Source organism: Allobosea sp. P1_B10 (genome assembly GCF_056406735.1).
This window is the reverse complement of the sequence record NZ_JBFTZP010000002.1, coordinates 222,011-247,844: the sequence shown is the minus strand read 5'-3', so window position 1 is coordinate 247,844 and position 25,834 is coordinate 222,011. Positions and strand designations below refer to the sequence as shown.

At 66.3% G+C, this 25,834-nt stretch carries 30 protein-coding genes; 19 read left to right on the top strand and 11 right to left on the bottom strand.

From position 1 onward, the window contains the following. Window positions 1–2 precede the first annotated feature (2 nt). From pgeF to AC1D2L_RS05830, 4 genes are all read right to left on the bottom strand, one after another. Entirely contained in the window at window positions 3–767 is a 765-nt protein-coding gene (gene pgeF / locus AC1D2L_RS05845) for a peptidoglycan editing factor PgeF (RefSeq protein ID WP_476844892.1), read from the bottom strand. Between the two features lie 21 nt (window positions 768–788). Beyond that, window positions 789–1,880 carry a class I SAM-dependent methyltransferase gene (locus AC1D2L_RS05840; RefSeq protein WP_476844891.1) on the bottom strand — a complete coding sequence of 364 codons (1,092 nt, stop codon included), beginning with the start codon at window positions 1,878–1,880 and terminating at the stop codon, window positions 789–791. Next, window positions 1,877–2,716: a prolipoprotein diacylglyceryl transferase gene (lgt, locus tag AC1D2L_RS05835; RefSeq protein WP_476844890.1), complete on the bottom strand. Its 840-nt coding sequence runs from the start codon at window positions 2,714–2,716 to the stop codon at window positions 1,877–1,879. Before lgt ends, AC1D2L_RS05840 begins: the two co-directional genes overlap by 4 nt. A gap of 196 nt (window positions 2,717–2,912) precedes the next feature. Then, entirely contained in the window at window positions 2,913–3,929 is a 1,017-nt protein-coding gene (locus AC1D2L_RS05830) for an NADP-dependent oxidoreductase (protein WP_476844889.1), read from the bottom strand. Window positions 3,930–4,083: 154 nt separating this feature from the next. Between AC1D2L_RS05830 and uvrC the strand changes: the two genes are divergently transcribed. The 5 genes from uvrC (at window position 4,084) to AC1D2L_RS05805 (ending at window position 8,585) form a co-directional block, all read left to right on the top strand. Further along, window positions 4,084–6,084, top strand: coding sequence for an excinuclease ABC subunit UvrC (uvrC, locus tag AC1D2L_RS05825; protein WP_476844888.1), 2,001 nt, complete (start codon window positions 4,084–4,086; stop codon window positions 6,082–6,084). A 66-nt stretch (window positions 6,085–6,150) separates the two neighbouring features. Beyond that, entirely contained in the window at window positions 6,151–6,762 is a 612-nt protein-coding gene (pgsA, locus tag AC1D2L_RS05820; RefSeq protein WP_476844887.1) for a CDP-diacylglycerol--glycerol-3-phosphate 3-phosphatidyltransferase, read from the top strand. Between the two features lie 26 nt (window positions 6,763–6,788). Then, window positions 6,789–7,040: a molybdopterin converting factor subunit 1 gene (moaD, locus tag AC1D2L_RS05815; protein WP_476845220.1), complete on the top strand. Its 252-nt coding sequence runs from the start codon at window positions 6,789–6,791 to the stop codon at window positions 7,038–7,040. Between the two features lie 8 nt (window positions 7,041–7,048). Continuing rightward, window positions 7,049–7,504 (top strand): molybdenum cofactor biosynthesis protein MoaE, encoded by a 456-nt coding sequence (locus AC1D2L_RS05810; RefSeq protein WP_476844886.1) that lies wholly within the window; start codon window positions 7,049–7,051, stop codon window positions 7,502–7,504. Window positions 7,505–7,508: 4 nt separating this feature from the next. Further along, entirely contained in the window at window positions 7,509–8,585 is a 1,077-nt protein-coding gene (locus AC1D2L_RS05805) for a DUF1176 domain-containing protein (RefSeq protein ID WP_476844885.1), read from the top strand. Between the two features lie 84 nt (window positions 8,586–8,669). Here AC1D2L_RS05805 and AC1D2L_RS05800 read toward each other — a convergent pair whose 3' ends face one another. Further along, entirely contained in the window at window positions 8,670–9,551 is an 882-nt protein-coding gene (locus AC1D2L_RS05800; protein WP_476844884.1) for a branched-chain amino acid aminotransferase, read from the bottom strand. A gap of 189 nt (window positions 9,552–9,740) precedes the next feature. Between AC1D2L_RS05800 and AC1D2L_RS05795 the strand changes: the two genes are divergently transcribed. The 6 genes from AC1D2L_RS05795 (at window position 9,741) to AC1D2L_RS05770 (ending at window position 14,321) form a co-directional block, all read left to right on the top strand. Beyond that, the gene (locus AC1D2L_RS05795) at window positions 9,741–10,274 is read left to right on the top strand and encodes a MarR family winged helix-turn-helix transcriptional regulator (RefSeq protein ID WP_476844883.1); all 534 of its coding nucleotides are present in this window, start codon (window positions 9,741–9,743) and stop codon (window positions 10,272–10,274) included. 85 nt (window positions 10,275–10,359) lie between these two features. Further along, window positions 10,360–11,088 carry a response regulator gene (locus AC1D2L_RS05790; RefSeq protein ID WP_476844882.1) on the top strand — a complete coding sequence of 243 codons (729 nt, stop codon included), beginning with the start codon at window positions 10,360–10,362 and terminating at the stop codon, window positions 11,086–11,088. Between the two features lie 32 nt (window positions 11,089–11,120). Then, window positions 11,121–12,542 (top strand): ATP-binding protein, encoded by a 1,422-nt coding sequence (locus AC1D2L_RS05785; RefSeq protein ID WP_476845219.1) that lies wholly within the window; start codon window positions 11,121–11,123, stop codon window positions 12,540–12,542. 39 nt (window positions 12,543–12,581) lie between these two features. Beyond that, a complete protein-coding gene (locus tag AC1D2L_RS05780; protein ID WP_476844881.1) occupies window positions 12,582–13,007 on the top strand; it encodes a DUF2721 domain-containing protein in 426 nt (141 codons plus the stop codon). 94 nt (window positions 13,008–13,101) lie between these two features. Next, window positions 13,102–13,350, top strand: a complete 249-nt coding sequence (locus AC1D2L_RS05775) for a hypothetical protein (protein ID WP_476844880.1) — start codon at window positions 13,102–13,104, stop codon at window positions 13,348–13,350. Next, window positions 13,347–14,321, top strand: a complete 975-nt coding sequence (locus AC1D2L_RS05770; protein WP_476844879.1) for a D-2-hydroxyacid dehydrogenase family protein — start codon at window positions 13,347–13,349, stop codon at window positions 14,319–14,321. Before AC1D2L_RS05775 ends, AC1D2L_RS05770 begins: the two co-directional genes overlap by 4 nt. A gap of 39 nt (window positions 14,322–14,360) precedes the next feature. On the opposite strand, the gene AC1D2L_RS05765 is transcribed toward AC1D2L_RS05770, so the two are convergent. The 6 genes from AC1D2L_RS05765 to AC1D2L_RS05740 all read right to left on the bottom strand — a co-directional run bounded on the left by AC1D2L_RS05765 (window position 14,361) and on the right by AC1D2L_RS05740 (window position 17,794). Then, the gene (locus tag AC1D2L_RS05765) at window positions 14,361–14,720 is read right to left on the bottom strand and encodes a tRNA-binding protein (protein ID WP_476844878.1); all 360 of its coding nucleotides are present in this window, start codon (window positions 14,718–14,720) and stop codon (window positions 14,361–14,363) included. Continuing rightward, the gene (locus AC1D2L_RS05760) at window positions 14,704–14,826 is read right to left on the bottom strand and encodes a hypothetical protein (RefSeq protein ID WP_476844877.1); all 123 of its coding nucleotides are present in this window, start codon (window positions 14,824–14,826) and stop codon (window positions 14,704–14,706) included. Before AC1D2L_RS05760 ends, AC1D2L_RS05765 begins: the two co-directional genes overlap by 17 nt. 9 nt (window positions 14,827–14,835) lie before the next feature. After that, the gene (locus AC1D2L_RS05755) at window positions 14,836–15,576 is read right to left on the bottom strand and encodes a TetR/AcrR family transcriptional regulator (RefSeq protein ID WP_476844876.1); all 741 of its coding nucleotides are present in this window, start codon (window positions 15,574–15,576) and stop codon (window positions 14,836–14,838) included. A gap of 66 nt (window positions 15,577–15,642) precedes the next feature. Then, complete coding sequence (gene proC / locus AC1D2L_RS05750; protein ID WP_476844875.1) at window positions 15,643–16,464, bottom strand: pyrroline-5-carboxylate reductase; 822 nt, start codon at window positions 16,462–16,464, stop codon at window positions 15,643–15,645. A 109-nt stretch (window positions 16,465–16,573) separates the two neighbouring features. Next, a complete protein-coding gene (locus AC1D2L_RS05745; protein WP_476844874.1) occupies window positions 16,574–17,080 on the bottom strand; it encodes a type III secretion system chaperone family protein in 507 nt (168 codons plus the stop codon). 459 nt (window positions 17,081–17,539) lie between these two features. Then, entirely contained in the window at window positions 17,540–17,794 is a 255-nt protein-coding gene (locus AC1D2L_RS05740) for an accessory factor UbiK family protein (protein WP_476844873.1), read from the bottom strand. A 207-nt stretch (window positions 17,795–18,001) separates the two neighbouring features. Here AC1D2L_RS05740 and AC1D2L_RS05735 point away from each other — a divergent pair, with 207 nt between their 5' ends. The 8 genes from AC1D2L_RS05735 to pth all read left to right on the top strand — a co-directional run bounded on the left by AC1D2L_RS05735 (window position 18,002) and on the right by pth (window position 25,771). Beyond that, window positions 18,002–19,153 carry a M24 family metallopeptidase gene (locus tag AC1D2L_RS05735; RefSeq protein ID WP_476844872.1) on the top strand — a complete coding sequence of 384 codons (1,152 nt, stop codon included), beginning with the start codon at window positions 18,002–18,004 and terminating at the stop codon, window positions 19,151–19,153. Between the two features lie 69 nt (window positions 19,154–19,222). Then, a complete protein-coding gene (locus AC1D2L_RS05730) occupies window positions 19,223–19,774 on the top strand; it encodes a hypothetical protein (protein WP_476844871.1) in 552 nt (183 codons plus the stop codon). A 216-nt stretch (window positions 19,775–19,990) separates the two neighbouring features. After that, window positions 19,991–20,935, top strand: a complete 945-nt coding sequence (locus tag AC1D2L_RS05725; RefSeq protein WP_476844870.1) for a ribose-phosphate pyrophosphokinase — start codon at window positions 19,991–19,993, stop codon at window positions 20,933–20,935. A 118-nt stretch (window positions 20,936–21,053) separates the two neighbouring features. Further along, on the top strand, window positions 21,054–21,776 hold the full coding sequence (gene queC, locus AC1D2L_RS05720) for a 7-cyano-7-deazaguanine synthase QueC (protein ID WP_476844869.1): 723 nt from the start codon (window positions 21,054–21,056) through the stop codon (window positions 21,774–21,776). Beyond that, window positions 21,773–22,336, top strand: a complete 564-nt coding sequence (locus AC1D2L_RS05715) for a VUT family protein (protein WP_476844868.1) — start codon at window positions 21,773–21,775, stop codon at window positions 22,334–22,336. Before queC ends, AC1D2L_RS05715 begins: the two co-directional genes overlap by 4 nt. A gap of 96 nt (window positions 22,337–22,432) precedes the next feature. Further along, window positions 22,433–24,298 carry a putative bifunctional diguanylate cyclase/phosphodiesterase gene (locus tag AC1D2L_RS05710; protein WP_476844867.1) on the top strand — a complete coding sequence of 622 codons (1,866 nt, stop codon included), beginning with the start codon at window positions 22,433–22,435 and terminating at the stop codon, window positions 24,296–24,298. 147 nt (window positions 24,299–24,445) lie between these two features. Further along, window positions 24,446–25,078, top strand: a complete 633-nt coding sequence (locus AC1D2L_RS05705; RefSeq protein WP_476844866.1) for a 50S ribosomal protein L25/general stress protein Ctc — start codon at window positions 24,446–24,448, stop codon at window positions 25,076–25,078. A gap of 78 nt (window positions 25,079–25,156) precedes the next feature. Continuing rightward, window positions 25,157–25,771, top strand: a complete 615-nt coding sequence (pth, locus tag AC1D2L_RS05700; protein ID WP_476844865.1) for an aminoacyl-tRNA hydrolase — start codon at window positions 25,157–25,159, stop codon at window positions 25,769–25,771. Window positions 25,772–25,834: the final 63 nt, after the last annotated feature.

The window sequence follows — 25,834 nt, the reverse complement described above, 5'->3', positions numbered from 1 at the left end:
GATCAGGCCAGGGCGATCGCCGAGATCAGCCGGCCGTAATCGGGCTCGTTGCGATGGGTCGTGCGGCGGAAGCTGAAGAATCGCTGCTCGTCGCCATAGGTGCACAGCGCCATGTCGACGAACCGGCCGATGCCCGCCTCCTGCGCGCGCAGCGCGATGAAGGCCGGCAGATCGAACATCGCGTGGGCCGGCCGCTCCGAGGCCGTGAAGAACCGCGCATAGGTCTGGTTCTCGGCCTTGAAGCGCTCGACGAATTCTGGACCGACCTCGTAGGCCTTGGCCGAAATGGTGGGGCCCAGCACGGCGATGATGCGCTCGCGCCGCGCGCCAAGCTTTTCCATGGCGGTCACGGTCGAGCCAACGACGCCGCCAAAGGCGCCCTTCCAGCCGGAATGCGCCGCGCCGATCACGCCCGCCTCGGAATCGGCGAACAGGATCGGCCCGCAATCGGCGCTGGAGACGCCGAGTGCGACGCCATGCGCGACGCTGACCATCGCATCGACCTTCGGCTTCGGGCCAGGCCAGGGACCCGTGACCACCTCGACATCGGGCGAATGCACCTGATGGACGCTGATCAGGTTCTCGGCGGCCACCTGCATATGTGCAGCCATCCGTGCCCGGTTCTCGACGATCGCAGCCGGGTCGTCGGCTGAGCCCGGCCCGCCATTGAGCGAGGTGTAGATGCACTTGGACACCCCGCCCTCGCGCGTGAAGAAGGCGTGGCGGATGCCGGTTTCGCCGGCGAGCTCGGGGGCTGTGATGAACATCGTCTGGTCCGTATCCTGGTGTCAGCGCAGCTCTGGCAGCCGATGAAGGTCAAATCCGGGCAGCAGCGGCAGATCGGGCTGGGATAACGCCAGAACCTTGAACAATTCGCCCATGCCCATCGCCGCGCGATCGGTCAGGCGGTCGAAAGCCCCGGCGATCTCGCTGGCCTGTAGCGGCGTCGCGTTGCGCGACAGTGCCTGCGCCCGCTGCGCCAGCCCCAGTGCCAGCAGGAAATCGGCCTGCGTGGCGGGACCATGGGTTGCCGCCCCGGCGCGCCGGGCTGCTTCGCCCATGCGCTGGAAATCGACATGGACGGTGAGATCGGCATCGCCCGGCTCGGCCAACGCGTCGACGAAGGCGTGGCGCTGCATCGCCTGCAGCGTGTCGCCAAACCCCGACTGGCTTGAGCCATAGTCGACGAACAGCGCCGCTCCACCAGCCTGCGCGATATGCCGCGAGAGGTCTGCAACGATGTCGAGCGCGATCGTCGGCTGCTCCAAGACGGCTCCGACCGGAGCGGCGAGCGTGAGCCCGGCATCGATGCCGGAGAGCCCGAAACCGAGATCGCTCGAAGCACCGAGCCCGACCATGCGCTCGCGCCAGCCATCCCCGGTCATCACGAACTGGTCGAGCGGCAGGGCGTCGAGGAATTCATTCGCGATGACGATGACGGGGCCGTCGAGCGCGGTCGCGATCGAATCGTGCCAGACCGGCTGGGTTGCGGCAGACAACGTCGCCGCCTGCGCCGCACGCAGCACCGGGCTGGTCTCGACCAGATGGACCGAAAGCGCCTCGCGAAACGCCGGCAAGCCCTTCGCGACGCGCAGCATATCGGCCATCAGCGTGCCACGGCCGGGGCCGAGTTCCACCAGCCGGATCGATGGCGGCGAGCCCATCCCCTGCCAGACGCTCGCGGCCCAGAGCCCGACCAGTTCGCCGAACATCTGGCTGATCTCGGGCGCGGTGGTGAAGTCACCCGCCACGCCGAAGGGATCGCGCGTCATGTAGTAGCCATGCCGGGGATGCCCCAGGCAGAGCGCCATATAGCGCGAGATCGAGAGCGGGCCCTCCTCGCGGATCAGGTGAACGAGTTCGGCCTTGAGCGCGCTCACGCGGGCGTCCGCCTGGCGCGCAGCACCAGCACCAGCCCGAGCAGGAACACCGGCAGCGAGAGCAGCATGCCCATGGTGATGCCGCCGCTGAGCGCATCGACATTGCGTCCGAACAGGAAGCCGAGTTGCGCGTCGGGCTCGCGGAAGAACTCGCAGGCGGTGCGCGCGATGGCATAGCCCATGCCGAAGATACCGGCGACGAGGCCGGGCCGCTTGAGCCCGCCCAGCCGCACCACGATCAGCATCAGGACGAAGAGCAGCAGCCCTTCGGCGAAGGCCTCGTAGAGCTGGCTCGGATGGCGCGGCAGCGGGCCGGCATTGGGAAACACCATCGCCCACGGCACATCGGTTGCGGGCCGGCCCCAGAGCTCGGCATTGATGAAATTGGCGATCCGCCCGAGGCAGAGGCCGATCGGCGCGACGACCGCGTTCAGGTCGAACAGCGCGAGCGCCGGATAGCCGCGCCGCCTGGCGAAGAGCCACAGCCCCAGCGCAGCGCCCGTCAGCCCGCCATGAAAGGACATGCCGCCCTGCCAGATCGCAAAGATATCCTGCGGCCGCTGGAGATAGCGGGCGAGGTCGTAAAACAGCACGAAGCCCAGCCGCCCGCCGAGAACGATGCCGAGCGCGATGAACAGCAGCATGTCGTCGAGTTCGGCCGGCTTGGGCCGCGCGCGGTTGCCCCAGAGCGCGTCGCTGGCGACGAGCCGGCGGGCGAGCCACCAGCCGCCGAGCAGGCCCACGACATAGGCGAGGCCATACCATTTGACCGAAAGTGGCCCGATCTGAAGTGCGACCGGGTCGATCATCGGGAAGGCGATGGCAAAGCTGGGCATGGTGGGCTGTCCGATGTCGGTGGGGTCGGCTAGGGCACGCGCTTATCCATGCCGTCACCCCGGAAGCCGCAAAACGGCGCCGCGGGTCTCCCTTCGGGCGCCCGGGATGACGGCGTGGGAGGATTGAGATCGCGTGGACTTGGTCAATCCAGGGCAGCCCGGTCAAGCAAAAAGGCCGTGAACCGGCCAGTCACGCTCAGATCTTGATGACCAGCTTGCCGAAATTCTTGCCGTCGAGCAGGCCGATGAAGGCCTCCGGCGCCTGTTCCAGCCCCTCGACGATGTCTTCCTTGTATTTCAGTGCGCCTGTCGCGATCCAGCCTGGCATCTCCTGCTCGAAGGCCGGTCGCTGGTCCACGAATTCGCGCTGGATGAAGCCGCGGATCAGAAGGCTCTTGGACAGGACCTGCCGCATCACCACCGGGAAGCGATCGGGTCCCTCGAAGCCACCCTCGCTGTTGTACTGCGCGACCAGGCCGCAGACCGGAATGCGGGCAAACGTATTGAGCAGCGGGAACACGGCATCCCAGACCTTGCCGCCGACATTCTCGAAATAGACGTCGATCCCGTTCGGGCAGGCCGCCGCAAGTTGCTCGGCCATATCCGGTGCGCGATGGTCGATCACGGCGTCGAAGCCAAATTTATCCTTCACGAAGGCGCATTTCTCGGGCCCGCCGGCGATGCCGACAGCCCGCGCACCCTTGATGCGTGCGATCTGCCCGACAGCGGAGCCGACGGGCCCGCTCGCCGCCGCGACCACGACCGTCTCCCCGGGCTTGGGCTGGCCGATCGTCAGCAGTCCGGAATAGGCGGTGAAGCCCGGCATGCCGAGCACGCCCAGCGCCGTGGTCACCGGTGCGGCGTCTGGATCGAGTTTCCGCAGTTGCTTGCCATTGGCCAGCGCGTGGGACTGCCAGCCTGAGAACGAGAGCACGATATCGCTGGGCTTGAAGTCGGCATGGCGGCTCTCGAGGACCTCGGCAACCGTGCCGCCCTCCATCACCTGCCCGACCTCGACCGGGGCGGAATAGGATTTCGCGGCGCTCATCCGCCCGCGCATATAGGGGTCGAGCGAGAGATAGAGGATCTTCAGCAGAACCTCCCCCTCCCCCGGTGTGGGCACCGCGGCCCGCTCGATGCGGAAATTGTCGGGAGACGGTCGTCCCGTGGGGCGCGATGCGAGGACGATCTTGAGATTGGTCGCTTCGGGCATGGTGTTCATTCCTTGATTCGATGCGGCCGGAGAATTCACCAGGCGGGTTGCGAGCAGGCTATGCCGATCGGCGCGACGCTGCAGGCCTATTTTCGATGGTGTCGGGGTGCGCTCCTGACATGACGAAACGCTTCGCGCATCCTACATGCGTGCCATGAGTCGCGAACGCCCAGATACCGGACACGAAGAGACCGCGGGTCAGCCGGACCTGCCTGAGCCCGAGATCGAAGAGGAGGAGGATACACTCCCCCTCCCGACGCCGGTGCTCGACCTCGGCGAAACCGCGCCGGGCGCCCTGAAGCACGGCATCGATGTAATCGCCGGCTTCGCCAAGCACCTGCCCAACAAGCCCGGCGTATACCGGATGTTCGACCGTGCCGGCGAGGTGCTCTATGTCGGCAAGGCCAAGAGCCTGAAGAACCGGGTCACGGCCTATGCCCGCGGCATGGCCCACACCAACGCGGTCGCGCGGATGGTCGCCGAGACGGCGAACATGGAGTTCGTCACCACCGGCACCGAGACTGAGGCGCTGCTGCTCGAGTCCAACCTGATCAAGCAGTTGCGGCCGCGTTACAACGTGCTGCTGCGCGACGACAAGAGCTTTCCCTACATCCTGCTCAGCGGCGACCATGAGGCGCCCCAGATCGCCAAGCATCGCGGCTCGCGCCAGCGCAAGGGCGACTACTACGGCCCCTTCGCATCGGTCTGGGCCGTGACCCGGACCATCGACGCGCTGCAAAAGGCCTTCCTGCTGCGCTCCTGTACGGATTCCTTCTACGAGAACCGCACCCGGCCCTGCCTGCTCTTCCAGATCAAGCGCTGCGCCGGCCCCTGCACCGGTGAGATCTCGATACCCGACTATCAGGGCCTCGCCGACCAGGCCCGCGACTTCCTCTCGGGGCGTTCCTCCGCAGTAAAGCAGACCCTGTCGGCCCGGATGCAGGAGGCCTCGGCCGAACTCGAATTCGAGAAGGCGGCGCGCTATCGCGACCGGCTGGCGGCGCTGTCGGCCGTGCAGGCGGGGCAGGATATCAATACGCAGGGCGTCGAGGAGGCCGATGTCTTCGCAATCGACGAGCAGGCCGGCCAGTTCTGCGTCGAGATCTTCTTCTTCCGCAACCACCAGAACTGGGGCAACCGCGCCCTGTTTCCGCGCGCCGACAAGAGCCTCACGCCGGCAGAGGTGCTGGCCTCGGTGGTGGCGCAGTTCTACGACGACAAGCCGCCGCCGCGCCTCGTCTTGCTCTCCCATCCGCTTGAGGAGATCGAACTGATCGCTCAAGCGCTCTCGGCGCGTGCCGGCCGCAAGGTCGAGGTCGCCCATCCCAAGCGTGGCGAGCGCGCCGATCTCGTCGAGCACGCCCGCAAGAACGCTCGCGAGGCGCTTTCGCGAAAGCTCGCGGACAATGCCGGCCAGCAATCGCTGCTGGCGGCGCTGGGCGCGGCCTTCGCGCTGGAGAAGGCGCCACGCCGCGTCGAGGTCTACGACAACTCCCACATCATGGGCACGAATGCGGTCGGCGGCATGATCGTCGCCGGCAAGGACGGCTTCATGAAAAGCCATTATCGCACCTTCAACATCTCGACCGACACCATTGCCGGCGACGATTTCGGCATGATGCGCGAGGTCCTGCAGCGCCGCTTCGCGCGGCTGGCGAAGGAGGCCGAGGCCGGCGCCGAGAAGCCCGACGAGGCCGGCTTCCCCTCGCGGCCCGACCTCGTCATCGTCGACGGTGGCAAGGGCCAGTTCGAGGCCGCGCGCAAAATCATGGCCGAACTCGGCGGCGGCGATGTCCCGCTGGTCGCGATCGCGAAGGGCGAGGACCGCAACGCCATGCGCGAAACCTTCCACATGGTCGGCCGCGAGCCCTTCAAGCTGCCGCCGCGCGATCCCGCGCTCTATTTCATACAGCGCCTGCGCGACGAGGCGCATCGCTTCGCTATCGGCACCCACCGCGCCAAGCGCAAGCGCGACACGATGACCAACCCGCTCGACGAGATTCCCGGCATCGGCCCCTCACGGAAAAGAGCGCTGCTGCTGCATTTCGGCACGGTCAAAGCCATAAAAAGGGCCAAGCTCGACGACCTCATGCGGACCCCTGGCGTCAACGCCGCAACAGCCAAGGCGGTGCATGATCATTTCCATGATGCGTGAGAGTATTTGCCGCCTCGCAGCATTGCGTGTTGACGCTGTCATATACCGGCTGCTTTGGTGCTTTCCGTGACGATACTCCCAGACGCCATCCGGCGACGCGGCCCCTGGTCGCTGCCGAACCTCCTCACCTACGGCCGGATCGTCGCGATCCCGGCGCTGGTCGGCCTGCTGTTCTGGCCCCGCGACGACTGGGTTCGCTGGATCGCGCTCGCGATCTATGTGGTCGCCGCCGTCACGGATTACCTCGACGGCTGGCTCGCCCGCGCCTGGAGCCAGCAATCGGCCATCGGCCGCATGCTCGACCCCATCGCGGACAAGCTGCTCGTCTGCGCCTTGCTGCTGATGCTGGTCCACACGGAGACGATCAAGGGCTGGGCGATCTGGGCCGCGATCGTGATCCTGTGCCGCGAGATCCTGGTTTCGGGCCTTCGCGAATTCCTGGCGGAGCTCAAGGTCAGCGTCCCGGTCAGCCGGGTCGCGAAATGGAAGACCACCGCGCAATTGCTTGCGCTGGGCTTCCTGATCGCGGGGCCGGCCGGCGACACGGTGCTGCCCTACAACACCCAGATCGGTATCGTGATGCTGTGGATCGCCGCAGCTCTGACAATCTATACCGGCTGGGATTATTTCAATGCCGGCATCCAGCATCTTGTCGAGGAGGATGAGCGCGGATCATGAGCGACGCCCTCACCCGCAGCCGCACGCTGAAACTGGTCTACTTCGCCTGGGTCCGCGAACGCATCGGCCTGGCCGAGGAGACCGTTTCCCTGCCTCAGACCGTCGAGACGATCGCCGATCTCGTACGCTGGCTGAAGACGCGCGATGAAGGCTACGAGGCGGCTTTCGAGAACGAGGACGTCGTGCGTGCCGCCATCGACCATATGCATGTGAAGCCCCATGCGAGCATTGCCGGCGCCGGCGAGATCGCCTTTTTCCCGCCGATGACCGGCGGCTGAGGCCGCCCATGACGCCGACCGTCCGCATCCAGCGCGAGGACTTCGACCTCGACGCCGAAATCCACGCATTGACCGAGGGCCGCAGCGATATCGGGGCGGTCGTCAGCTTCTCGGGGCTGTGCCGCGACGAGGGCGGCAGGCTCGCCGCGCTCGAACTCGAACATTATCCCGGAATGGCCGAGGCGGAGATCTTCCGCGTGGCCCAACAGGCGGTAACCCGCTGGCCGCTACTTGGGCTGACCGCGATCCATCGCTACGGGCTGGTGAAGCCGGGCGAGCAGATCGTGCTGGTCATTGCCACATCCTCGCATCGCCAGCCGGCTTTCGAGGCCGCCGATTTCATGATGGATTTCCTCAAGACCCGCGCACCGTTCTGGAAGCGCGAGCATCTGGTAGACGGCACCACCGGCGGCTGGGTCGAGGCGAAGGATACGGACGACGCTGCAGCCCAGCGCTGGGAGTGAGGCGATGAAGATGGCCACCGCCGCACCAATCCTCGCGCTCGCAGCGCTCGTGTCTGGCGCAGCCACCGCGCAAGCCGCCCCGGCCAGCAAGACCTTCCGTGACTGGGTCGTCGGCTGTGACAACCTCAGGGCCTGCACCGCGATGTCGCTGCCGGCGGAGATGGCAGAGCAGACCGCCATGCTCAGGCTGACGCGTCCCGCCGGGCCGGAGGGCGCCCTGGCGGCCGAGGTCAAGATTCGTGCCGAAAAGCTGAAGGCACCGCTCAGCGTCGCAATGACGGTCGACGGCGTGGCATTTCCCAATTCCGGCAAGCGCTGGGCGGCGAGCGGCGCCGACGAGGAGACGGCCCGCATCGAGCTCTCCACCGCCGAAGCCGAGGCGCTGATAGGTCTGGCGCGCAAGGCGAGCAAGGTCGTCGTCACGATCGCCGATCGCAGGTTCGAGGTTTCGCTCAGCGGTTCCGTGGCGGCCTTGCTCTGGATGGATGAGCAGCAGGGGCGGCTCAACACCACCTCCGCCCTGATCCGCAAGGGCGGGGGTACCAGCGTCCCGGCTGCGCCTACCCTCCCCGCGATCACGGCGAAGGTACCTACGGCCCCAGCCAGTCCCGAAAAGACCGCCCAGACGCTCGCCGCCTCTCTGCGCCAGCAGCTGAAGCGGACGGAGCCTGACGCCTGCGACGACCGCCCGGAGGGCTTCGCCGAAGGTGACAGGGTCTGGCCGCTCGGCGGAGCGCTGCGGCTGGTGGGCCTGCTCTGTTCGGCGGGGGCCTATAATCTGACGTCGGGGTTCTGGCTGGTTTCCGGCGGCGAAGTCGCCACCGCGCGCAAGGCCGTCTTTCCGCAACTCGACGGCGGCAGCGACAACATGCTGGTCAACGCCGAGTTCAGCCCGCAGGACGGCCGGCTGAGCTATTTCGCAAAGGCGCGTGGGATCGGCGACTGCGGCGCGAACGGGAGCTATGCCTGGACAGGCTCAGGCTTCGTGCTGACCGAATTCTCTGAGATGGGCGAGTGCCGCGGGATCATGCCCGACGACTGGATTACGCTGTTCCGCAGCGATGTGAAGTCGGTGAAGTAAGGCCCGGAGACCTCGCCTCCCTGCCCCAAATGAACATGCCCGCCACGAGGGCGGGCATGCTGTTGATGGTCTGGTGTCGAGCGCCTACGCAGCCTTGCCGCGCACGGCGTTGGAATAGTCTTCCATGATCACCTTGCCCATGTTGCCGGTGATGAAGCTGTAGGGCCCGATCTCGGACACCAGCGTCACCTCGGCAGCCGAGCCGGTGATGAAGCACTCGTTGAAGCTCTCGAGTTCCTCGGGGCGGATGCGCCGCTCGATCACCTCGAAGCCGCGCTTCTTGCACTGCTCGATCACCGACTGGCGGGTGATGCCGTTCAGGAAGCGGTCGGCCTGCGGGGTGTGGATCACGCCGTCCTTGATGAAGAAGATGTTGGCGCCGGTGCATTCGGCGACATTGCCTTCCCAGTCGAGCATCATGGCGTCGGCATAGCCGGCGCGCTCGGCCTTATGCTTGGACAGCGAGCAGATCATGTAGAGGCCCGCAGCCTTCGCATGGACCGGCGCGCACGCCGGGTCGGGCCGGCGATACTGAGCGACATCCAGGCGCACGCCCTTGAGCTTCTGCGCCATGTCGAACATGCTCGGCCATTCCCAGACCGCAATCGCGGTATGAATCGTGTTGTTGATGCCCGAAACTGCCATCATCTCCGAGCCGCGCCATGCGACCGGGCGGATATAGGCGTCCTTGAGGCCGTTCTCCTTGAGGCAAAGCGCCTTGGCGGCATCGAGTTCGGCGACCGAATACGGGATCGTGAAATCCATGATCTCGGCCGACTTGTGGAAGCGCTGGGAGTGCTCGGTGCCCTTGTAGATGACGCCGTCATAGCAGCGCTCGCCCTCGAACACGCAGGAGCCGTAATGCAGCCCATGGGTCAGTACGTGCACCTTGGCGTCCTTCCAGGGCACGAGCTTGCCGTCGAACCAGATGACGCCGTCGCGCTGGTCGAAGGGAATGACTGACATGGAACTGTTCCTCTTCCTGCATCTTGTTTCGCCCGACATCGGCATATCGCCCGGCGTCCTTCAAGGCCCGAATGAATGATGCGTGGCGGCTGCTGGTTGCGACATATTCCGTCGTCCAGCGCCCTTGACCGGTAATCTTACGTCTGAGATATGTCAATAACACTGACATAAATTTTCGGGTTGACCGACGTGGCGCAGAAATCGACGGCATCGAGCATAGCAAGCGAGCCTGGCCAGCACGCGGACCAGCCGTCGCCGCGCACGCCCTATGACCTCATTGAGCTGTTCTTCTTCGCCTATCGCGACTTCGTCGGCGACCCCGACCGCATCCTCAGCGACTATGGCTTCGGCCGCGCGCATCACAGGGTCCTGCATTTCGTCCAGCGTCGCCCGGGGCTGACCATCGCCGAACTCCTGGACATCCTGCAGATCACCAAGCAGAGCCTGAACCGCGTGCTGAAGGAGCTCGTCGAGACCGGCTATATCGAGCAGCGCACCGGCCGTCAGGACAAGCGCCAGCGCCATCTCCACGCCACCGAGACCGGCCAGACCCTGTCGCTGCGGCTCGATGCCCTGCAGGCCAGGCGCATCAATGCCGCGCTGTCGGAGGTCGGTGCGGAGCATGCCGATACGATTGCGCGGTATCTCGCGGGGTTGATCGATCCCTCCGAACGCCACAAGGTACAGGGCGTTCTCGGCACTGCCGCGAAAGACCCGGCCTGACCCCCGCATCGATCGCGGTTATGCTAGGACGGCGCACACCAAACCGCGCCGGGACGCCCCGGGACGCGACAGAGCGGAAGACGACATGACCGCACGCCCGCTGCGCAAGCCCCTGCCCGACGAGGCTCCCCATATCCTTGTCGTCGACGACGACCGTCGCCTGCGCGATCTGCTCGGGCGCTTCCTCGGAGACAACGGATATCGCGTCACCACGGCCGCCAATGCGGCCGAGGCCGATACCCGGCTGGGCCAGCTCGTCTTCGATGCGATCGTGCTCGACATCATGATGCCCGGCGAGAACGGCTTTGATTTTGCCAAGCGCTTCCGCGTCGGCTCCGCGATCCCGATCCTGATGCTGACCGCGCGCGCCGACAGCAAGGACCGCATCAACGGGCTCGAACTCGGCGTCGACGACTACCTTGCAAAACCCTTCGAGCCGCGCGAACTGCTGCTGCGCCTGGGCAATATCCTGAAGCGCACGGTGGTGGTCGACACCGCACAATCCGGCACCAGGCCGGATTTCGTGCGCTTCGGACCCTTCATCTACGGGTTGGCGCGCGGCGAGTTGCGCAAGGGCGAGGACACCATCCGCCTGACCGAGCGCGAACGCGAGATCCTCACGGCGCTCGCCGAGCGCCAGAGCGAGGTCGTGCCCCGCGAGGAGCTGGCGGCGCAGGGCACGGCCGCCAATGACCGCACCGTCGATGTCCAGATGAACCGCCTGCGCCGCAAGGTCGAGCGCGATCCGGCCGACCCGCTCTACCTCCAGACCGTGCGCGGTGTCGGCTACCGCCTCGTGACGGATCGCGCGTGACGCCCGTCCAGCCAGCGCAGCGCCGCCGGCGGATGGTGCGCGCCACAGGCTCCGGTCTCAGGCAGGCCGGAGCCGCGCTGCGCCGCTGGCAGGTCGCGCTGGGCAGCTGGCTGAAGTTCGCCCTCAAATTCATCGGCCGCCCGCTGCATGGCATCGCCCGCTACATGCCCAAGGGGCTCTATCCGCGCGCCTTGCTGATCGTGATCGTGCCGGTCGTGCTGCTGCAGTCGGTCATCGCCTATGTGTTCATGGAGCGACACTGGCAGACGGTGACGCAGCGCCTGTCCTCGGCGGTGTCGGCCGACATCGCCACGCTGATCGACGTCTATGAGAGCTATCCCCAGGATGCCGACGCCAGCGTGCTCTCGCGCATCGCCGGCGAGCGGCTCAGCATGGATGTCGACATCATCCCCGATTCCGACCTGCCGGCGCCAGGCCCCCGCCCCTTCTTCTCGCTGCTCGACAGCGCGCTTTCTACCGAGCTCAGCCAGCAGGTCGCGCGGCCGTTCTGGCTCGACACTGTCGGCCGCTCCAGCCTGATCGAGATCCGGATCAAGCTCGGCAAGGACGTGATGCGCATCCTGACCCGGCGCAACGCGGCCTATGCCTCCAACAGCCACATCTTCCTGCTCTGGATGATCGGCACCTCCCTGATCCTGCTCACCATCGCCGTGCTGTTCCTGCGCAACCAGATCCGCCCGATCCTGCGCCTGGCCGACGCAGCCGAAGCTTTCGGCAAGGGACGCGACGCCGATTTCCGGCCGCGCGGTGCCCGCGAGGTCCGTCGCGCCGGCAACGCCTTCATCGAGATGAAGCGCCGAGTCGAGCGTGCCATCGGCGAGCGCACCACGATGCTCAACGGCGTCAGCCACGACCTGCGCACCATCCTGACCCGCTTCAAGCTCTCGCTGGCACTGGTGGAACGCTCCTCGGAAATCGACGCGCTTGAAAAGGACGTCGACGAGATGAGCCGCATGCTCGAGGACTATCTCGCCTTCGCCCGCGGCGATGCCGGCGAGGCTGCGGTCGAGACCGATATCCGGGCGCTTCTCGAGGAGCTTAAATTCGACGCCGAGCGCCAGGGCCATCAGACCGGGCTCGAAGTCGTCGGCGACCCGCTCGTGGTGATCCGACCCGATGCCTTCCGCCGTCTGATGACGAACCTCGTCTCGAACGCTGCCCGGTACGGCGACCGCATCTCGATCCGTGCCACGCATGATGCGCGCTATCTGATCGTGATGGTCGACGATGACGGCCCCGGCATCGCTCCCGAGCAGCGCGAGGACGTGTTCCGCCCGTTCTTCCGGCTCGACGAGGCCCGCAATGTCGATTCTGGCGGCACAGGGCTTGGCCTCGCCATTGCTCGCGACATCGCCCGCGCGCATGGCGGGGACATCATTCTGGGTGACTCGCCGCTCGGCGGTTTGAGAGCTACGGTGCGGCTGCCGGTCTGATCTGGCGATCGCCTGCACGCACGCTGTAACGGAGGCGCCATGCTACACGACTTGCCATCCGTGAACCAGCTGTCGGTGGTGATCACCCAGGCGACGGCACCCGCATTTCTGCTCGGCGCGATCGTCGGCCTGATCTCGGTGCTGATCAATCGGCTCGAACGCATTCTCGACCGTTCGCGATGGCTCAACGCCAACGGTACCCTCGCCCTCGATCTCAAGGCCGACCTTCCGCGTCTGGAAAAACGCGCCCGCCTGATCAACAGCAGCATCCGCTATGCCATCTGTAGCGGCGTCTCGACGATAATGCTGGTGATCCTTGCGTTCATGTTTGCGTTCGTAGGATCGGCCCATGAGCGTGGCGTCGCGGTCCTCTTCATCCTGTCCGTCAGCCTGTTTGGCGTGTCGCTGGCGCAGTTCCTGCGTGAGGTCCAGATTGCACTGCGCCGGACCGATCACCGCAGCTAGCGTTCAAGGGTGCCCCGGCCGGACTCGCGAGACCCGGCATTGGACGGCTTCGGCGAAAACTGGCAACCTTTCCGCGCAATGAGAGGGCGTCCGCATGTCAGACACGCTTGCCTCGTTGATCACCGACTTCCTTGCGTGGCTCGACAGGGAGCCGCGGTCCTACGCGGATGTCATGGAGACATGGCGCACATCCTGCCCCCGGCTGACGGTCTGGGAGGACGCGATCGACCGCGGCCTCGTCGCGCGCCAGCATCAGGGCGGAACGACCAACGTGGTTCTGACCCCGGCGGGGCGCGCCCGTCTCGATGGCGACGCTGATATCAGAGGGGATGTCACGCCATGAAGCTGGCGATCCTCGACGATTATTTCGACACGCTGCGCACGCTCGATTGCTTCGCCGAGATCGCCCGCTACGAGCCCAGGATCTGGACGGACCATGTCCAGGACGAGCAGGTCCTGGCCGATCGCCTGCGCGATGTCGAGGTCCTGGTTCTGATCCGCGAACGGACCAAGATCACACGCTCGCTGCTGGAGCGGCTGCCCGCCCTGCGCCTGATCAGCCAGCGCAGCGTCTACCCCCATATCGACATCGATGCCTGCACGGAGCATGGCGTTATCGTCTCGTCGAACCAGCATCCCGGCACGCCGTCCTATGCGACGGCGGAACTGACATGGGCGCTGATCCTCGCAGCGGCCCGCCAGATCCCGCAGCAGGTCGCGGCGCTGAAGCAGGGGCGCTGGCAGATCGGTGTCGGGACCACGCTTCGCGGCAAGACCCTCGGCATTTTCGGCTATGGCCGCATCGGCAAGGCGGTCGCTGGCTATGGCCAGGCCTTCGGGATGAAGATCCTTGTCTGGGCTCGCCCGGCCTCCTTGGAGCAGGCCGTTGCCGACGGGCTGGAGGTTGCCAGCAGCAAAGCCGATTTCTTCGCCCGCAGCGACGTGCTGACGCTGCACATGCGCCTTGTCGAGGCTACGCGCGGGATCGTGACGCTCGCCGACCTCGCGTTGATGAAGCCGAGCGCCTTGCTGGTGAACACCAGCCGCGCCGGGCTGATCGAACCCGGTGCGCTGTTCGAGGCGGCGAGCCGGGGACGACCCGGCCGCGTTGCCGTCGATGTCTACGATAACGAGCCGCTGCGTGATCCCCATTACCCCTTGCTGACGCTGCCCAATGCGGTCTGCACGCCGCATATCGGCTACGTCACCAAGGAGGAATACGAGCTCCAGTTCACGGATATCTTCGACCAGATCACGGCCTATGCCGCCGGGCAGCCCATAAACGTGGTCAACCCTGCGGCACTCAGGGCCTGAGCGCGCCGGCGCTCGCAGGCAAACGCGAGCTGTGCTGGTTCAGAACAGCCGCCCGCCATCGGGAACGGCGAGGCTAGGCGCCAGCAGCACGACCTCACCATCGGCATCGGGCACGCCAAGCGTCAGCACCTCGGACATGAACTTGCCGATCTGGCGCGGCGGGAAATTGACCACCGCCATCACCTGCCGCCCTACCAGCGCCTCGCAGGTGTAGTGCTTCGTGATCTGAGCCGAGGATTTCTTGCGCCCGATCGTGCCGCCGAAATCGATCACCAGCTTGAAGGCCGGCTTGCGGGCTTCCGGATAGGGCTCGGCCTCGACGATCGTGCCGACGCGGATGTCGACCTTGAGGAAATCGTCGAAGACGATTGCGGCGGTTGGCTCAGACGATGCGCTCAAGACTATTCCCGATCCCTGTCACGATGGCGCGCACGCCGTGCATGCGCGCCACGATATGACGGGATTTGCGACCGTGCAGGAAGCCGCGTTTTTTCGACAATGCCATGCGCGGCCGTCAGATCGCCGGTACGTAGTCCTCGGGCTCGGGCCCGCGGTCCTCGGCCCGCTCGCGCCGGCGCACATGCGGCCGCCGGCCCGAGCACAGCGCCCGCGCCAGGCCGCGCAGCGGCGCCGTCAGGCGATGCACGTCCTCGATGCGCGCCATGACGCGCCCGGCATTCTTCAATTCGCGATCGAGCCGCGCCATGGTGCGCGACATCTCTGGCTCGTCGTCGTCGAGCCAGACATCGCCGACACGTGCCATCAGCAGCACGGCTCCCTGGACTCGCAGCGAGCCCAGCGAATCCTCCGTGGGAATCCCGGCCGAAGCCAGCATGTAGCGCCAGGAATTGACTGCGCCACGGTTGAGCGTCGCCAGCGTCAGCGGGTCGCGCCGCAGCGCCGGCATGATCCGACGCAGGGCCGTCTTGTAGGGAGCCAGCGCATCGAGCCGGCGCATGACCAGGTCGAACAACCGCTCGCGGACGGGCTCGCCGGCGAGGTCGTCGGATGTGCCTTCCAGCACAGCCTCGTCGACGATGCGCGTCAGCCCGCCGAGCATGGCGAGCTTGGACGGAAACAGCCCGCGCAGCGTGGTCAGCGACAACCCGGCTTCGGTGGCGATGTCACCGAGTTCGATTTCGCTCCAGGGCCGGCTCGCCGCCAGCTGCATCAAGGCGTCCACCGCGCGCTTGCGCGGGTCGACGGCCGGCGCGGCGGCAGTTTCGGCGATCGGGGAAACGGGCTTGCGGGCCATTGGAATTCTCCTCTTGCGACGCGATGAGGAGAATCTAGGGGCCGATCGTGACCTGCGAAAGGCCCTTCAGCCCGAAAGCTCCTCGGCGCGACGTTTGGCGGCAGCCACGGCCTGGTTCATCAGCGGCTTCAGCCCGTCATCGGCCATCAGCACGGCCAGCGCGGCGGCGGTGGTGCCGGCCGGAGAAGTGACATTCTGGCGCAAGGTCGCAGGTGAAAGCGACGACTGGTGCAGCAGCTCACCTGCTCCCTCTACAGTGGCCCGAGCCAGCCGCTCGGCGATATCGGCCGGCAGGCCTGCGGCCACGCCGGCGGCAGCCATGCACTCGACGAGATGGAAGACATAGGCCGGGCCCGAGCCGGACAAGGCCGTCACGGCATCGATCAGCGTCTCGCTCTCCAGCCACTCGACCACGCCGATGCTCCGGAGCAAGGCGTCGGCCATCGCCCGCTGCGCCGAACTGACGCCGGGTCCGGCGGCCGCGCCGGTCGCGCCGCGCTGCACGGAGGCCGGCAGGTTCGGCATCGCGCGGATCACGGCATTGGCGTTGGGCAGACGCGCCGACAGATCGCCCAGCGTCTTGCCGGCGAGGATAGAGATGACCAGCGTCTTGGGATGGATGAACGCCTGCACCGACGGCGCGGCGGTATCGAGCATCTGCGGCTTGGTCGCCAGCACGAGCACCTCGGTGGGCGCGATTGCGTCGGCGGACGGGTTGAGCGCCATGCCCTTTTCGGACGCGAGAGCAACCATCTCGTCGGACGGGTTCGGATCGATCAGCGAAATCCCGCCCGGATTCATGCCGATCCGCAGCCAGCCCTCGAGCATCGCGCCACCCATCTTGCCCGCGCCGATGAGGACGAGCGTTTTCGGCAGGGGATTGGACATGGCGGTTTCTCGCAAGGTCTCACTCCCGGGCATGCCCCGGGAATCTCTGGCCCGATAAGTCACTTGCCGGAGATGGTCGGGTCAAGCCCGACCTGACGCGCGTGGCCGCTCAGGCCTCGCCGACGGTCTCCAGCATCGCGCCTTCGAGCCCTTCCTTGGCACTCTTGCCGGCCCAGACAACGAACTGGAAGGCCTGATAATAGCGCTCGCAGGCGTCGATCGCCGCCTTGATCAAAGCCGCGGCCTGCTCGTCGGTCGGCTCCGCCCCGCCCGACAGCAGCAAGGCATGGCGGTACATCACCACATTCTCGCTGCTCCACAGGTCGAAGTGCCCGAGCCAGAGCTGTTCGTTGACGAGGCTGACGAGTTGCAGCACCTCGGGACGGCGCCGGTCCGGCACCTTCAGGTCGAAGGCGCAGGCGATATGCAACGCCTCGACCTCGGCCAGCCAGGTTATCGCGACATGATAGTCCGACCAGCCGCCGGTTACGGCGACGGAGAGCTCGTCATCGCTGTCACGATCGAAGCTCCAGTCATTGTGCACGGCCAGGCGTTCGACGAGGTCGAGAGGATTGCACGGCCGATCGAGTTCGGCGTCCAGATCGAGGTCCATCATGCCCTAGGTATCCTGCGCCGGGTCCGTCGGCAGACGGGTCCGGTGCATTCGAGAACGGGAACACGGCGACAGAAAAAGCAGACGGGACGCAACCAGACCCTTTTGGCGCGCGATACTCACGCTCCATCTCCGTCACCTTCCCGCCGAAACGGAATCCGATAGACGAATCAACTCTCTCTCCGACGATAGCGCAGGCGCTGTGACGCTCCCAACACAACTGGAGCCTCCCCGGATTCGGGGCCCGTGCTCAATCCCCGCAGGGCTCTGTCCACAGCACATGGCTGTGGACATAAATTCTGCTCGCTGCGTCGCCCGCCTGAGCGCGCGGTCATGCGGCGACAGAATGGAGGTCCGGGATCTGTTCCCGGCCTCTCAGGCAAGCGTTTCGGCATCCGTCCGGAGCCTGTGCTTCGCTACGCCCGGGACCACCTCTGCCTCGATGATGAGGGTCGTTGTCGATCAGCCCTTGGCCTGCGCCGCCTCGAGCACTGCCAGGCGCGCCGCCAGCTTGTCGTTTTCCTCGCGGGCCAGCAGCGCCATCTCGCGCACGGCCTCGAATTCCTCGCGGGTGACGACGTCCATGTCGCGCAGCAGGCGCTCGATCTGCGTCTTCACGACAGTCTCGACCTCGCGGCGCACGCCTTGGGCCGCACCGGCGGCATCGGTGGCCAGACGCGCGATGTCGTCGAGGAAGCGGTTGCTGGTTGCGACCATGGGGGTTCTCCAATGAGCGGCGGCATGCGGCGCGCCTGATATGGGGGAGGAGCGCCGCGCACGCAATCGCAGGACGCATAGTCCCGCTTCCCCGCCAATGCGAGCGCAGCGAAGCAATCGCGCGACATCGCGCTCTGTTTCACTGATTTGCGTCGCCGCGCTCACGATGACGTAATGCCTGGAACCTCAGTCCGGGAGCCGAGCGAGATGGCCTTGCATTTCACACCCGCCGAATTTGACCGCCGCCGCGACGCCCTCCTGGCGGCGATGCAGCGCGAAGGCCTCGATGGCCTCTTCCTGTTCCAGCAGGAATCGATGTTCTGGCTCACCGGCTACGACACCTTCGGCTTCTGCTTCTTCCAGTGCCTCGTGGTGAAGTCCGACGGGACCATGGCCCTGCAGACCCGCTCCGCCGATTACCGGCAGGCGCAGCATACCTCGACCCTCGCCGACATCAGGATCTGGAAGGATGGCCGCGATGCCAACCCGGCGCTCGACCTGCTCGCTCTGGCGGGCGATCTTGGGCTGCGCGGCAAGCGTATCGGCGTCGAATTCGAATCCTACGGCCTCGTCGCCGCCAATGGCCGCAAGCTCGAGGCCGCCTTCGCCGGGGTGAGCGACCTCGTCGACACCTCGACCATCGTCACGCGTCTGCGCGCCGTGAAATCGGCCGAGGAGATCGTCTATGTCCGGCGCGCCGCCGCGCTTTCGGACGCCGCCGACGCCGCCGGGCTCGCCGCGATCTCCGCTGGCGCCGACGAGGGCGAGATACTCGCGGCGCAGCACAACGCGATCTTCGCCGGGGGTGGCGACTATCCCGCCAACGAGTTCATCATCGGCTCCGGGCGGGACGCACTGCTCTGCCGCTACAAGTCGGGCCGGCGCAGGCTCGACGCTCAGGACCAGCTCACCCTCGAATTCGCCGGCGTCGAGCGCCACTACCATGCCGCCATCATGCGCACGGTCGTGGTTGGCGAGCCCCGGCCCCTGCATCTGCGCTACCACGCCGCCGCAAAGGCCACGTTGCTCGCCTGCGAAGCCGAACTCAGGCCCGGCCGCAGCGCCGGCGACGTTTTCGCCGCCCATGCCCGGATCTTCGACGAACACGGATTGTCCCAGCATCGGCTCAACGCCTGCGGCTACTCGCTCGGGGCGAAATTCACGCCGTCATGGATGGACTGGCCGATGTTCTACGAGGCCAATGACTGGCCGCTCGCGCCCGGCATGGTGATGTTCGCGCATATGATCCTGATGGATTCGGCAAGCGAAACCGCGATGTGCCTGGGGCGGACCTATCTCGTGGGCGAGAGTCGCGCCGAGGCCCTCAATCTGCCCGATCTGGACCTTGCCATCCGTTAAGATTAGAACGGCTTCCGCAGGGAACACCAACCAGTCTAACCCGTACCAAAAAACAAGGCGGGCCGCGTCATGATCAACCGTTCGAACGGCCTCATTCTGGGGCCGATAATGGCTCTTGCGCTCGCAGGTTGCCAGGAAACCACCGCCACGGCCTCCCGCCAGCGCGTCGACGCGCCCGGCGTGCCGGTCTCCGTGCAGAGCATCACCGGCGCGCCTGATTCGGTGACGACGCAGTTCGCAAGCCTGCTGGGCGAGGCCGCGGCCGAGCGCAGCATGGAAATCGTCCCCGGCGACAAGCCGGCCCGCTTCAGGGTCCGCGGCTACCTCACGGCGCAGCCGACAGAGGACGGCCAGACGGCGCTCGCCTTCGTCTGGGACGTCTACGACGCCACCAAGAAGCGCGCTCAGCGTGTCCAGGGCGAAAGCCTGGGCAGGCGTGGCGGCGGCGGCGACCCCTGGAGCGGTCTCGACCAGACGATCGTTGCCAAGGCCGCCTCCGAGTCGATGGATGCCATTGCCGGTTTCCTGGTAACAGCCCCGGCGGTCGAGAACCTAAATCCGAAGGACAAGAAGGCGGAGGCCAAGGCCGCAGCTACGACGGCAGCGGCCAAGCGACTCTGAGTCGGCGGCGTCCCGGGGGGCGACCTGGGGCGTTCGGGCTGGAAAGAGCCCAAACTCCCCCTAGGTCACGTGGCTCGCTCGATAAAACCTGGCACTTGAGTGCTGCTTTTTGCAGTGCAGCAGTCGACTCGTTGTCATCGCACTGTTAAGAGCCGCTCCAATGAGCCAGCGTCGTGCTGCGCCCGCCCTGCCCAGCTGAAACGGTGCGTCCCCGGCATGCGTTCTTCGATCAAAGTCGTCGCCGGAAATTCCAACCGGCCCCTCGCGGAAGCGATCTGCGCCCATCTCGGAATTCCCCTCGCAAAGGCCTCGGTCCGGCGTTTCGCCGACATGGAGGTCTTCGTCGAGATCCAGGAGAATGTGCGCGGACAGGATGTCTTCATCATCCAGTCGACCTCGTTTCCGACCAATGACCACCTGATGGAACTGCTGATCATCACCGATGCTCTGCGCCGGTCCTCGGCCCGGCGCATCACGGCGGTGATCCCCTATTTCGGCTATGCCCGTCAGGATCGTCGCGCCTCCGGCCGTACTCCGATCTCGGCCAAGCTGGTCTCCAACCTGATCACCCATGCCGGCGTCGACCGCGTTCTGACGCTCGACCTGCATGCCGGCCAGATCCAGGGCTTCTTCGACATCCCCACCGACAACCTGTTCGGCGCGCCGCTGATGGCGCGCGATATCAAGGAACGGCTGGACTACAAGAACGCCATGGTCGTTTCGCCCGACGTCGGCGGCGTGGTGCGCGCCCGTGCGCTCGCCAAGCGCATCGATGCGCCGCTTGCCATCGTCGACAAGCGTCGTGACCAGCCCGGCCAGTCCGAGGTCATGAACATCATCGGCTCGGTCGAGGGCCGTTCCTGCATCCTGCTCGACGACATCGTCGATTCCGGCGGTACGCTGTGCAACGCGGCCGAGGCGCTGCTCGCCCAGGGCGCGCGCGAGGTTTACGCCTACATCACCCATGGCGTGCTCTCCGGCGGGGCCGTGGCGCGCGTCGCCAATTCCAAGCTCAAGGAACTGGTGATCACCGACTCGATCCTGCCGACCGAGGCAGTGAAGGTGGCGCGCAACATCCGTGTCATCTCGATCGCCAACCTGATGGGCGAGGCCATCGAGCGCACGGCCAGCGAATCGAGCGTCTCCAGCCTGTTCGACTGACGGCTGCGATGCGGCACTCAACCGTCATCGCAGACGCAACGAAGCGATCCAGCATCGCAGGACGCTACGTCCTCCTGGATTGCTTCGCGACGCTCGCAATGATGGCGGCGAGGCGACCATGAGTGACAGCCGCGCCCTCGTCCTCTTTTCCGGCGGCCAGGATTCAACCGTCGCCCTCGCCTGGGCGCTGGAGCGGTTCGACACTGTCGAGACTGTCGGCTTCGACTATGGCCAGCGCCACCGCGTCGAACTCGACTGCCGCCTGACGATCCGCGACAAGCTCCCTGCCCTGTCACCGAGCTATGCCCAGCGCCTCGGCGCCGATCACCTGCTCGACCTGAAGACGCTCGGCGCCATCTCCGACACGGCGTTGACCCGCGACACCGAGATCGCCTTCGCCGAGAGCGGGCTGCCCACGACATTCGTGCCCGGCCGCAACCTGATCTTCCTGTCCTTTGCCGCAGCACTCGCCTATCGCCGCGACTGCAAGCACATCGTGCTCGGCGTCTGCGAGACCGACTACTCCGGCTATCCCGACTGCCGCGACGACACCATCAAGGCGATGCAGGTGGCGCTGGGCCTGGGCCTCGAGCGGCGGCTCGTGCTGCACACCCCGCTGATGTGGCGCGACAAGGCGCAGACTTTCGCGCTGGCTGCAGCGCTCGGCGGCCAGCCCTTGCTCGATCTGGTGGTCGAGGACAGCCATAGCTGCTATCTCGGCGACCGCACGACGCGTCAAGCGTGGGGTTATGGCTGCGGCCATTGCCCGGCCTGCGAGTTGCGAGCCAATGGATACGCCGCCTATCTGATCTCTCCCGACGACAGTGGACACATCTCGTGAGCCTCGACCAGAAACGCCGCACTGAAGGGCTCATCGCGCTTGCCCTCTTCGCCCTGACGATCCCAGCCGCGAACTGGCTGATCGGCAATGTCGGCACCGTCTGCGTGCCCAACGGCCCCTGCCTCGTGCCGGTCGCGCCGGGCATCTCCGCCCCCAGCGGCGTGCTGATGGTCGGGCTCGGGCTTGTGCTGCGCGACATCGTGCAGCGCCGCCTTGGCCCGAAGGTCGGCCTGCTGGCGATTTTCGTCGGCGCTGCGATCTCGGCCTTCCTGGCGCCGCCGGCCATCATTCTCGCCTCGACCGCGGCGTTCCTCCTCTCCGAGCTTGCCGATTTCGCGGTCTATACGCCTTTGCAGCGCCGGCACTTCGTCCTGGCGGTCGCGGCCTCGAGCGTGCTCGGCCTCGTCGTGGACAGCATCGTGTTCCTGCAGCTCGCCTTCGGAAGCCTGGATTTCCTCGTCGGCCAGATCGTCGGCAAGGCCTGGATGGTCCTGCTCGCGCTGCCGCTGATGCATCTGCTGCGCCGCCGCGACGAGCGGCTGGGCCTCGCCCCCGCCTGAGCGCGCCGGCACGCTGCGAACAATTTTACGCAGTTGCGAAACCCCGATTTCACGGGACACTGATAGAAGCGCCGCTCCGTCGAGGTGAGCGTCGCAATGCCAGTCCCGGGTTCGTCCGAACGCCTGCAATCCCTCCAGAACCAGACGCTAGAGGCGGTTGCGCGCGGAGAGCCGCTATCGGCGATCATGCGCTCGCTCTGCCTGCGCGTCGAGATGATCGCGCCGGGCGCGATCTGCTCCGTCCTGACGGTCGACGACGAGCGCCGGCTGCAACCGCTCGCGGCGCCGTCCTTGCCTGCGCATTATTCGGCTGCCCTCGTCGGCGTTCCCGTGGGGCCCAGCGTGGGCTCCTGCGGCACGGCGATCCATCTCGGGCAGGAGGTCGTGGTCACCGACATCGCTAACGACCCGCTTTGGCAGGACTACGCGGCCCTGGCCGTGCCGCTCGGCCTGCTCGCCTGCTGGTCGAGCCCGATCAAGGCGCGCGACGGCCGTGTCGTCGGCAGCTTCGCCTTCTATTACGGCGAGACCCGCGAGCCCGATGAACTCGAGCGCCAGATCGTCGCGACCTGCCTTCATCTCTGCACGATCGCGATCGAGCACGAGGAGGTTCAGGCGCGCAACTACCGGCTCGCCTACTACGACACGCTCACGGGCCTGCCCAACCGTGTCAATTTCAACGATGCCCTCGCCCGCATGACGGCAGCATCAGAGCCGGAGTTCGGCCTGATGCTGATCGACATCGATTGTCTCAAGTCGATCAACGACAGCATGGGCCACGCCGTCGGCGACGCCCTGATCGCGACGGTCGGCACGCGCCTCGCCCAGATCGCGGGCAACGGGCTGGCTTGCCGCATCGGCGGCGACGAGTTCGCCATGCTCGTTCCCGGCTGCGGGCGCTCGGCGCAGTTGCGCGCCGTCGCCAACGCGATCCTCGCGATCATGCAGCCGCCCTTCGACCATGACGGCCACACCATCATCCCAAGCGTGACGATCGGTGGAGTCGTCGCTGGCGAGGACGGCACCGACAGCGTAGCCCTGCGCCAGAACGCCGACTTCGCCCTGTACCACGCGAAGGAAACCCGGCGCGGGGGCTATGTCCGGTTCAAGGGCGGGCTGCGCACCTCGATGACGCGCCGCATCCAGACTGTCCGCAGGGTCGACGACGCCCTCACGGAGGGGCGCATCGTGCCCCATTACCAGCCGATCATCCGCATCGACACCGGCCAGATCGTCGGCCTCGAGGCCCTGGCGCGGATGCGACTGGACAACGGAGCCATCGTCACCGCCGGCGAATTCCATGAGGCTCTGCGCGACCCCAAGGTGGCCTACCGCACGACCAGCCAGATGCTCCACACGATCGCCGCCGACATGACGACCTGGCGACAGTCGGGCATCGAGGTGCCCTATATCGCCCTGAACGTGACCGCGGCGGACTTCCAGAAGGGCGACCTCGTCCAGCGCATCACCAGGATGCTCGATCGCGTGCAGATCGGCCCAGAGCACATCATTGTCGAGATCACCGAGCAGGTCTTCATGGGCGGGCGCAAGGACGGCATCGCCCGCACCATGGGTTCCCTGCGCGAGCGCGGCATCCGGGTCGCGCTCGATGACTTCGGCACAGGCTACGCCTCGCTCACGCATTTGCTGGATTTCCCGGTCGATATCATCAAGATCGACCGTGCTTTCGTCGATGGGATCGAGAGCGGGGCGAGGAGCAGCGTCATCGTCGAGGCGCTGGTCGCAATCGCCGGCCGTCTCGACATCAACCTTGTCGCAGAGGGGATCGAGACCATGGGCCAGGCGGAGCGCCTGCGGGCAATGAACTGCCGCTTCGGCCAGGGCTACCTCTATTCCCGTGCCGTCGCGGCCGACGCGGTGGCGGAACTGCTCAGGCGCTTCGGGCACCGGCGCGCCGTGCCGATCAGGCGTCCCGACACGCTCACTGCCAGCGCGGCCTGATCGCGCGTCCTGCGCATGCGGACTTGAGATGGCAGGCAATTTGGCCTATGAGCCTGCCAGCGCCCGACTGACACCCTTGGAGGCACGGGCGCGAACCAAGGAGGCCGCCGACTGGCGGCCTTGTCATTTGAAGCAAGGACTAAAACCATGACCGCCGTGAAGCAAATCGAGGCTTCGGCGCGCGCACAGGTCGGCAAGGGGGCCGCCCGTGCAGTTCGTCGTCAAGGCCTTACACCTGCCGTGATCTATGGCGGGGGCGCTGCTCCCGAAGCCATCGCGCTGGACTCCAACAAGACCCGCCTCCTGATCTATGGCGGCCATTTCCTGACCACGCTGTTTGAAATCAGCGTCGACGGCAAGAAGACGCGCGTCATTCCGCGCGACTATCAGCTCGATCCGGTCAAGGATTTCCCGATCCACGTCGATTTCCTGCGCGTTGCAGCCGGCCAGACCGTCACGGTCGAGATCCCGGTGCACGTTGTCGGCCAGGACGCCTCCCCCGGCGTCAAGAACGGCGGCGCTGTCCAGATCGTCGAGCATGCGCTCGAGATCACCGTCGAGCCCGAGTTCATCCCGGAGTTCTTCGAGGTCTCGGTTGCCGGTCTTGAGATCGGCGGCTCGCTCGAAGCCAGCGCGATCAAGCTGCCCAAGGGCGCCAAGCTGACCGTCGGCGCCGACGCCACCATCGTCACCATCGTTCCGCCGATGGCCGAAGAGGCCGAGCCGGTTGTCGAGGCTGTTGCTGCGGCTCCCGCGGCGGAAGCCAAGCCGAAGGCCTGATCCGGTTTCATCCGCGATCCTAAGACATGGACGGCCGGGTTTCCCGGCCGTCTTTTTATAGGCCGGGAGCGACCTGCCATGCTGATCTTTGCCGGCCTCGGCAATCCGGGCTCGCGCTATGCCCAAAACCGCCACAATATCGGGTTCATGGCGCTCGATGCGATCGCCCGCGCCCATCGCGCCTCGCCCTGGCGTTCGCGCTTCCAGGCGCAATCCTGCGAGGCCACCATCGGCTCCGAGAAGGTCATCCTGCTCAAGCCCCAGACCTACATGAACGAATCCGGCCGCTCGATCGGCGAGGCCGCGCGCTTCTTCAAGATCGCACCCGAGGACGTGATTGTCTTCCATGACGAGCTCGACCTCGCCCCGGCCAAGCTGCGCATGAAGCTCGGCGGAGGCAACGCCGGCCATAACGGCCTGCGCTCGACAACCGCTGCGATCGGCAACGAATACCGCCGCGTGCGCCTGGGCATCGGCCATCCCGGCCTGAAGGAACTCGTCCACGCCTATGTGCTGAGCGATTTCGGCAAGGCCGAATTCCCCTGGGTCGAGGATCTCTGCACGGCCTGCGCCGACAACGCCGCCCTGCTCGCCGCCCATGACGACGCCGGCTTCCAGAACAAGGTGCATCTGTTCATGGACGCGCGCGGCCACGCCGCCGTGAAGCGGCTGGGCGAGAAGGCGGCGGACTAACAGCCCGGTCGATCTCGCAGCCAGCCTCCCCGTCATTGCGAGCGCAGCGAAGCAATCCAGCCT